The organism is Parasphingopyxis sp. (assembly GCF_052168295.1).
In the GTDB taxonomy this organism is placed as follows: Bacteria; Pseudomonadota; Alphaproteobacteria; order Sphingomonadales; family Sphingomonadaceae; genus Parasphingopyxis.
This window is the reverse complement of sequence record NZ_JBQLZN010000090.1, coordinates 1-7,429: the sequence shown is the minus strand read 5'-3', so window position 1 is coordinate 7,429 and position 7,429 is coordinate 1. Positions and strand designations below refer to the sequence as shown.

9 protein-coding genes are annotated in these 7,429 nt (G+C 64.3%); 5 read left to right on the top strand and 4 right to left on the bottom strand.

Features of this window, described 5'->3' with window-relative positions; translation table 11 throughout:
• Window positions 1–417 (top strand): DUF1134 domain-containing protein (locus tag ACTS1Z_RS15875; RefSeq protein ID WP_442625455.1); only part of this gene is annotated, 417 nt, incomplete at its 5' end.
• A 245-nt stretch (window positions 418–662) separates the two neighbouring features.
• Window positions 663–1,571, top strand: a complete 909-nt coding sequence (gene rarD, locus ACTS1Z_RS15870; protein ID WP_442625454.1) for an EamA family transporter RarD — start codon at window positions 663–665, stop codon at window positions 1,569–1,571.
• Between the two features lie 6 nt (window positions 1,572–1,577).
• Here rarD and pyrC read toward each other — a convergent pair whose 3' ends face one another.
• A complete protein-coding gene (pyrC, locus tag ACTS1Z_RS15865) occupies window positions 1,578–2,615 on the bottom strand; it encodes a dihydroorotase (protein ID WP_442625453.1) in 1,038 nt (345 codons plus the stop codon).
• 40 nt (window positions 2,616–2,655) lie between these two features.
• Here pyrC and ygfZ point away from each other — a divergent pair, with 40 nt between their 5' ends.
• Window positions 2,656–3,384, top strand: coding sequence for a CAF17-like 4Fe-4S cluster assembly/insertion protein YgfZ (ygfZ, locus tag ACTS1Z_RS15860; protein ID WP_442625452.1), 729 nt, complete (start codon window positions 2,656–2,658; stop codon window positions 3,382–3,384).
• 3 nt (window positions 3,385–3,387) lie between these two features.
• Here ygfZ and ACTS1Z_RS15855 read toward each other — a convergent pair whose 3' ends face one another.
• On the bottom strand, window positions 3,388–4,914 hold the full coding sequence (locus ACTS1Z_RS15855) for a DUF389 domain-containing protein (RefSeq protein ID WP_442625451.1): 1,527 nt from the start codon (window positions 4,912–4,914) through the stop codon (window positions 3,388–3,390).
• 174 nt (window positions 4,915–5,088) lie between these two features.
• Between ACTS1Z_RS15855 and ACTS1Z_RS15850 the strand changes: the two genes are divergently transcribed.
• Window positions 5,089–5,730 (top strand): TetR family transcriptional regulator, encoded by a 642-nt coding sequence (locus ACTS1Z_RS15850; protein WP_442625450.1) that lies wholly within the window; start codon window positions 5,089–5,091, stop codon window positions 5,728–5,730.
• A 67-nt stretch (window positions 5,731–5,797) separates the two neighbouring features.
• Here ACTS1Z_RS15850 and ACTS1Z_RS15845 read toward each other — a convergent pair whose 3' ends face one another.
• Both ACTS1Z_RS15845 and ACTS1Z_RS15840 read right to left on the bottom strand, forming a co-directional pair.
• Window positions 5,798–6,337 carry a VOC family protein gene (locus ACTS1Z_RS15845; protein WP_442625449.1) on the bottom strand — a complete coding sequence of 180 codons (540 nt, stop codon included), beginning with the start codon at window positions 6,335–6,337 and terminating at the stop codon, window positions 5,798–5,800.
• Between the two features lie 4 nt (window positions 6,338–6,341).
• A complete protein-coding gene (locus ACTS1Z_RS15840) occupies window positions 6,342–6,986 on the bottom strand; it encodes a carboxymuconolactone decarboxylase family protein (RefSeq protein ID WP_442625448.1) in 645 nt (214 codons plus the stop codon).
• 116 nt (window positions 6,987–7,102) lie between these two features.
• Here ACTS1Z_RS15840 and ACTS1Z_RS15835 point away from each other — a divergent pair.
• On the top strand, window positions 7,103–7,429 hold a 327-nt coding region (locus ACTS1Z_RS15835), incomplete at its 3' end, for a hypothetical protein (RefSeq protein ID WP_442625447.1).

Here is a 7,429-nt window from a genome sequence, read left to right as displayed (position 1 = left end):
CTGGCGCGGATCATCGAGGATATCCTCTCCGACCAGGGCGAGCCCAACGGCTATATCGTCGGCCGCGAGGCGGGCGGCGCGTTCATCTTCGGCCTGCGCTACGGCTCGGGCACGCTGTTCCACGCCGTGGAGGGCGAGCAGCCGGTTTACTGGACCGGCCCGTCGATCGGTTTCGATGCAGGCGCGAACGGCGCGTCGACCTTCGTGCTCGTCTACAATCTCTACGATACCGACGAGCTGTTCCGCCGTTTCCCCGCGGGCGAAGGAAACGCCTATCTCGTCGGCGGCCTGACCGCGAGCTATCTGCGCTCGGGCGACAAGGTGCTGATCCCGATCCGCCTCGGCGCGGGCCTGAGGCTCGGCGCGAATATCGGCTATATGAATTTCAGCCGGAACCGAAGGTGGCTGCCCTTCTAGTTTGTCAGACTCGACCTTGCGGTCGAGCGCGGCACCGGCCCGCTCCCCCTCCCGACCTCCCATGAGTGTACCCTGTTTGGGAGGTCGGGAGGGGGAGCGGGCCGGTGCCGCGATTTTTCGTCAGGAAAATTCTGACAGAGAAAAATGCCGCGCCGAGCTGAAGGCGAGGTCTGACAAAAGGCTTCTTTCCCTTTCGCAACAATTTTCGTGTGGCGTGGCTGCCCGCCCTGCCCTAGCGCAGCGTCATGAGCGAGCAGCAGAACACGCCGGCCGGCTATGCCTATGGGATCGGCGTCTATCTGTTCTGGGGGCTCGTCCCGCTTTATTTCAAGCTACTCGATCATGTCGGCGCGGTCGAAACCGTCGCGCACCGGATTGTCTGGTCGGTGGGGCTGCTGCTGATATTGCTCGCCGTCCTCGGCAAGCTCGGCAGCCTGCGCGCGACATGGCGCAACCGGCGTACGCTCGTCGCGCTGACGATCTCGGCGGCGCTGATCGCGGTCAACTGGCTCGTCTATATCTGGGCCGTCACCAACGAACATATGCTGGCCGCGAGCCTCGGCTATTTCCTCAACCCGCTGCTCAACGTCGTGCTCGGCACGCTTTTCCTGCAGGAGAAGCTGCGCCCCGCCACGATTATCGCCATCGCACTTGCGGCCATCGGGGTCGCGATCCTCGCATGGAGCGCATGGGATACGCTCTGGATCAGCGCGACGCTCGCCGTGTCCTTCGCGCTCTACGGCTATGTCCGGAAAATCACCGATGCCGGAGCGATCGAGGGGCTGACGGTCGAAACCGCGCTGCTCAGCCCGTTATGCATCGCCTATCTCGTCTGGCTGGGCATGAGCGGCGGGCTGATGTTCGGCACGGATACCGAAACCGATATCCTGCTGATCGTCGCAGCGGTCGTTACGTCCGTGCCGCTGATGCTGTTCGCCGCCGCGGCCAAGCGCCTGACGCTGACGACGCTCGGCTTCATCCAGTATATCGCGCCGTCCATGGTGTTCGTGATCGGCGCGTTCGTGTTCGACGAGCCGCTGAATGCAGGCACGATCGCCTGCTTCCTGTTCATCTGGACTGGGCTCGCGCTGTTCACCATCGACAATGTGCGGACGGCCCGGGCCAACCGGCTCCGCGCACGGGCGACGGTCTAGGCTCCGTTATCCGTCGAGCGTCCAGCCCAGCGTTTCGCCAGCCTGGAAGGGCACGATCTCGGCTCCCTCAAGCGCAAGCATGTCCGGAACTTCAGTCGGCGCGCGGCGCAGCGTCACCGTTCCGTCGTTGAGCGGGAGATCGTAAAAACGCGGGCCATGCTCCGACGCGAAGCCTTCGAAATGATCGAGCGCGCCTTCCGCTTCGAACACCGCCGCATAGCTTTCGAGCGCAAAGGGGGCGTTGAAAATGCCCGCGCAGCCGCAGGCCGATTCCTTGTCGCCGCGCGCATGCGGCGCGGTATCGGTGCCGAGGAAGAATTTGGGCGATCCGGACACCGCCGCCGCGCGGACCGCCAGCCGGTGCTGCTCGCGCTTCGCTATGGGCAGGCAATAGGCGTGCGGGCGGATGCCGCGCTCGAAGATCGCGTTGCGGTTGATCACGCAATGGTGCGGCGTGATGGTCGCCGCGATATTGGGCCCGGCGTCTTTCACGAAGGCGACCGCGTCGGCCGTCGTGATATGTTCGAAAACGATCCTGAGCGCCGGAAGCCTGCGTGTCAGCGGTTCGAGGATACGCTCGATGAAGACCGCCTCACGGTCGAAAATATCGACCTCGCTATCGGTCACCTCGCCATGGATGAGGAGCGGCATGCCGATCGCCTCCATCCGATCGAGCACGCCATGGATGTTCGTGATATCCGTGACGCCGCTGTCCGAATTGGTCGTCGCGCCGGCCGGATAGAGTTTGGCCGCCGTGAACACGCCGTCCGCATGCCCGGCGGCGAGATCGTCGGCGTCGATCGTATCGGTCAGATAGGCGGTCATCAGCGGGGTGAAATCGGAGTCTTCAGGGAGCGCGGCCATGATCCGGTCGCGATAGGCGCGCGCGGCTTCGGTCGTCGTCACGGGCGGGGCGAGATTGGGCATCACGATCGCGCGCGCGAACTGGCGCGCCGTATAGCCCGCCACCGCCTCCAGCATGGCCCCGTCGCGCAGATGGACATGCCAGTCGTCGGGCCGCCGGATCGTCAGAATATCGCTCATGCGGCTTCCCATCGCACGGCCCGATCCCTAATTGAAGCCTATGGCCGCAACCACGCTAAACGACCGCGCCGTAATCCGCATTTCCGGCGCCGATGTCCGCGAATTCCTGCAGGGACTGGTGACGCAGAATGTCGACCGGGTGCAGCCGGACACGCCGCAATGGACGGCGCTGCTCGCCGCACAGGGCAAGGTGCTGTTCGATTTCCTGCTCTGGGCGGATGGCGCGGATATCCTAGTCGATTGCGAGGCCGAGGCGGCCGACGATCTGGCACGGCGGCTGACCCTCTATCGCCTGCGCCGCCCGATCACGATCGCGCGCGACGATAGCCTGGCCGTGCACTGGTCGCCCGATTCGAGCGGCCATCCGGCCGATCCGCGCCTGGAAGCGCTCGGGGCGCGCTGGCTGGGCCCGGCAGGCGATCCGGCCCAGGGCTGGCACGCGCATCGGCTTTCGCTCGGCGTAACCGAGGGTATCGCCGAACTGGGCAGCGACAAGACGCTCTGGCTCGAATGCAATGCCGAGGAACTGAACGGCGTGGATTTCGAGAAGGGCTGCTATGTCGGGCAGGAGAACACCGCCCGCATGCATTATCGCAACAAGGTCAACCGCCGGCTCGTCGTCGTGCCGCTCGACCAGGCCGACGAGAAGCGCCAGCGCATCGCCTATTCCGATCTCGGCCTTTCCGTCGAGCATCGCAGGGTCGAGGACATGACGGGGCTCGACCTGCCGGGCTGGCTCGCCGCCGCGATCGAGCCGTCTGCGGCCTGAGCGCTACTCGCCGTTCCCGCCATCGGGCGCCAGCCAGCTCAGCGCGACGAAGCCCGGCTGTTCGCCCGGCAGCCGCCGCACATCCACTCCGGCGTCCGACATCCGCTCCATAACGATCGCAGCCGCCGCATCGGAACCCGATACACCGACCGGCACCGAGAGCCGCTCGGCCGCCCAGATCGCGATTACCATATTGCGCTGTCCGGCCGCATCGGGTTCGCCATTATCGAAGCTTATCGCGGGCAGGTCCTTGGCGGGCGGGATCACCTGCACGTCCCAATCGGCCGCCCGGCCGTTGGCCCGCCCTTCGAGCGCGTAATAGGTTTCGAGCTCCGCGCCCGGCAGCGCGCGCACGCGCACGATCGCCCGCCGCGTATTGCGGTCCACCGTCACTTCGTCGGCATCGACGCCCGCGATCAGGGCGAGCCGGTCTGTGAGGTCGGCAATCTCTTCGCGCGTCGCCGCCGCCTGTTCGCGCATCCGGGCCAGTGCCAGTTCGGTGCTGTCGGTCGTATCCTCGGTATCGACCTGGAACTGCCGCAGATCGACCGTCACGTTGCGGCCCAGCCGGCGCTGCAACGTGCGCCGTGCTCGCTCTTCCGCACCGCCGACGATTTCGGGCGTGAGCACCGAGGCCGTCACCGCGATCGGATCGGCGTCGAAATCGAAATCGAGCTGCGAGATCCGCGCCTCCGATCCGAACTCGTCGCCGACCAGTTCCTGCGCCTGGCGCGTCGCATTGGCCTCCCAGGCGATCTGCCGCAGCGAGAAGCCGAGCGGGATCGCGAGCGCGACGAACACGGTGACGATCACCACGGATTGGGTGAAGGTCTGCTTGGCCGAGAGATAGGTGCTGAACCCGTAGACGCGCGCCATGACGGCCGCGGTCAGCGCGATCGTGGTCAGGTTGGTGAAAAACAGAAAGGACGCGCCGCCGAACACTGCCCAGTTGAAGGTGGCGAGGCCGAAGCCGATCGCGGCGAGCGGCGGCATGAGCGCGGTCGCGATGGCGACGCCGACGATCGTGCCGTCGCGGCCCCGGATCATCGCATAGGCGCCGGCCAGCGCCGAGAAGAGCGCCACGCCGAGATCGAACAGGTTGGGCCGGGTGCGCGCCGCGATTTCCGACGTGATCGTCTGCAGCGGCGATAAAGCGACGATCAGGGCACAAAAGAGGATCGCCAATACCGTACCAAGCCCCAAAGCGCGCCCGGCGTCGCGGAGCCATTTATAGTCGCCGACCGCCAGCGCGAAGCCGATGCCGAGGATCGGACCCATCAGCGGCGAAAGCAGCATCGCGCCGATCACAACGGCCGGCGAGGACAGCAGCATGCCGAGGATCGCGATGCCGGCGGACATACACGTCATGAAGGCGTAGCGCGGCGTCCAGCCGGATTCGCCGCGTACTTTTTCGATGACCGCAACCTGGTCGATCTCGCGGCACACCATGCGCCACCAGCGCCGCAAGAGCGCGAGCGATCCGCTGATCGGATCGGTAAACCGGCTGTCGGTGTCTTGCTCGCTGGCCATGGATGGACGTGCCCCGGCTATGCGCTCCCATGCGGAGCCTCCCTCACAGGCGATTGCATAAGCGCAACATGCTGTTGCGACAATCGTTCTTGCATATCATGATAATTGATATTAACTATCGTTTATCACAAAACTGTCATGTTCTTGCGATACAGTAGCGCCAAGGAGATAATCATGGCCCGTCCGCATACCGATCACCAAGCCACTGCCGAGCAGTTGCTCGAAGCCGCCGAACAGCTGATCCGCGAACGCGGGCCGGTCACGCCGACGATTACCGATATCGCCAATGCCTGCGGCATGTCGCAGTCCAACGTCTATCGCTTCTTCCCGAACAAGGAGGCGCTGTTCGAGGCGTCTATCGAGCGCTGGTTCAAGCCGTTCAACGAGATGATGGAAGAGGTGGTCGAGAGCGATCTCCCGCCGCGCGAGAAACTCTACCAGTTCTTCGCCCGGCGGTTCGCGGAAAAGCGCCGCCGCTACGAGGAAGATTACGACTATTTCATGGCCTGCATGGCGCTCGGCGAGGAGCATAAGGACGTCATCATGAGCTATGTCGATCTCGCCGATCATTATATGGCGACGATCCTGGCCGAGGCGATTTCGGACGGCGAGTTTCCGGGCATGACGATCGACGGGCTGATGTCGCCGGTCAATCTGATGCTCGCGCCCTATTGCGACCCGAGCCTGATCCCGCATTACACGAGCGCGAACATGGACAATCTGCGGATCGCCATCAACACGCTGTTCAATGGGCTGAGCGCGCAATGCGCGGATGCGCCGGAAGCGAGCGGCACGCCGCTGAAACTGGCGTCCTAGTTTTTCGTCAGACCTTCGGCTTCCGGATTCTTTTGTCAGGTTCGACCTGTCGGTCGAGTTTGACAAACTACTCCGCGGCGACCTTCGTCGCCGGCCAGTTCTTCATCGATCCAGGCGGCGGGCTCGCCTTCATCTTGGTCTCGTCGAGCGCGGCCAAAGCACGCTCGCGATCGGCTTCGGTAAATTCGCCCGTGGTCAGGCAGAATTCGACCATGTTGCCATTGGGATCGCGCGTATAGACCGAGCGGCACCAGTTATGGTCGATCTCGAGCACATCGAGCCCGGCGTCGTTCCAGCGTTCGCGCCAGCCATCCAGCTCCTCGCGCGTATCGACGGCGAAGCTGTAATGATTGGTGCCCTGCGGCAACTTCGCCGCCGCGTTGAGATCATGCACCTGCTCCTCCTGCCCCGGCACTTTGTGCAGCTCCCAGAAAGCGATGAAGCGGCTATCATCGCCGTCCATCCGGTAGAAGAAATGCTTGCCCCAGCCGCCGCCCATGACCGGCGCGATCTCGACCTTCACGAGCTCGAACCCCATCACGCCCTCGTAGAATGCGTGGATCGCCTTCATGTCTTTCGCGGCGAGCGCGAGATGATGATAGGCCATGGCGCTACTCCTTCTTCCTGTTGTCGACCATGCCCATCACATCGGCCGTCGCGCCTTCCGGTGCGGGCGTCTCGACCACGGGATCGTCGATATCGTCATATTCGAGCCTGAGCGCCCGGCTCATCACGGCATGCATCATATAGGTCGCGGTGATGTAGGTCAGTTCGAGGATTTCCTCGTCCGACAGATGCGCCTTCAATGTTTCGAAAACGCCATCCGGCACCCGGCCATGCTGGAGCACGAGGCAATCGGTATAGGCGAGCACGGCGCGCTGGATCTCGTCGAAACAGTCGGCGACCTGCCAGTGAGCGATCGCCTTGGCCTGTTCGTCGGTTAGCCCGGCAAAGCGCGCCGCCTTCATGTGCTGCGAATAGACGAAGCGCGATCCGACCGCGTAGCCGGCCCGTGTCTGGCCCAGTTCGCGCAGCACCGGATCGAGCTTGCGGTTGTCCGAGCGATAGAAGCCGAAGCCCTCGGTCGTGTGCTTGAAGGCATCCGGGACGAGCGCGAACACGGTCCACCAATTGCCGGGCGTGCCCGTTGCGGTGCCGGGCTCGGCGACCGGATCGCGATCGCCGAACAGCGCGGTGTAGAGCGCCTTTACATAATCGTCGGCATCGTCGCGCGGAACCTGGGAAAGTCGGGGCATTGGAGCAACCTAGCGCAAAGCGGCACGGGCAACCAGCCCGCTGCGCTGGGTTCTGCCGGGCCGCATTGACGCTCGCATATGTGCGGCTGCATAACTGGCGGCAGGGGGAACGACACATGACAATTGCGCGCTTGGACTGCGAACGGATCGGCCATCGGATGACGGCGGCGATGCTGCTGCTTGCCGTACTCATAATGCCGCGAGCCGCGCTCGCCTATCAGGATGGCAGCCTCGACGCTTTCGACAGCCAGGACGAACTGATCGCCTATCTGTCCGAGATCCGCGAAATCCGGGAAGAACGGCTGGAGCGGCAACGGCGCGAAGCCGAGGAGCAGCGCCGCCGGATGCGGGAGATGCGCGAACGCTTCGAAGCCTATCAGGAAGAGGTCCGGCGACGCGAAGAGGCCGGCCTGCCGCCACCGGAAGGACCGCCGCCTCCCCCT

Coding starts and splice junctions, on each gene's coding strand:
- ACTS1Z_RS15855 (WP_442625451.1), bottom strand. CDS start 4,914: ATGGCCAGCGAGCAAGACACCGACAGCCGGTTTACCGATCCGATCAGC.
- ACTS1Z_RS15850 (WP_442625450.1), top strand. CDS start 5,089: ATGGCCCGTCCGCATACCGATCACCAAGCCACTGCCGAGCAGTTGCTC.
- pyrC (WP_442625453.1), bottom strand. CDS start 2,615: ATGAGCGATATTCTGACGATCCGGCGGCCCGACGACTGGCATGTCCAT.
- rarD (WP_442625454.1), top strand. CDS start 663: ATGAGCGAGCAGCAGAACACGCCGGCCGGCTATGCCTATGGGATCGGC.
- ACTS1Z_RS15845 (WP_442625449.1), bottom strand. CDS start 6,337: ATGGCCTATCATCATCTCGCGCTCGCCGCGAAAGACATGAAGGCGATC.
- ygfZ (WP_442625452.1), top strand. CDS start 2,656: ATGGCCGCAACCACGCTAAACGACCGCGCCGTAATCCGCATTTCCGGC.
- ACTS1Z_RS15840 (WP_442625448.1), bottom strand. CDS start 6,986: ATGCCCCGACTTTCCCAGGTTCCGCGCGACGATGCCGACGATTATGTA.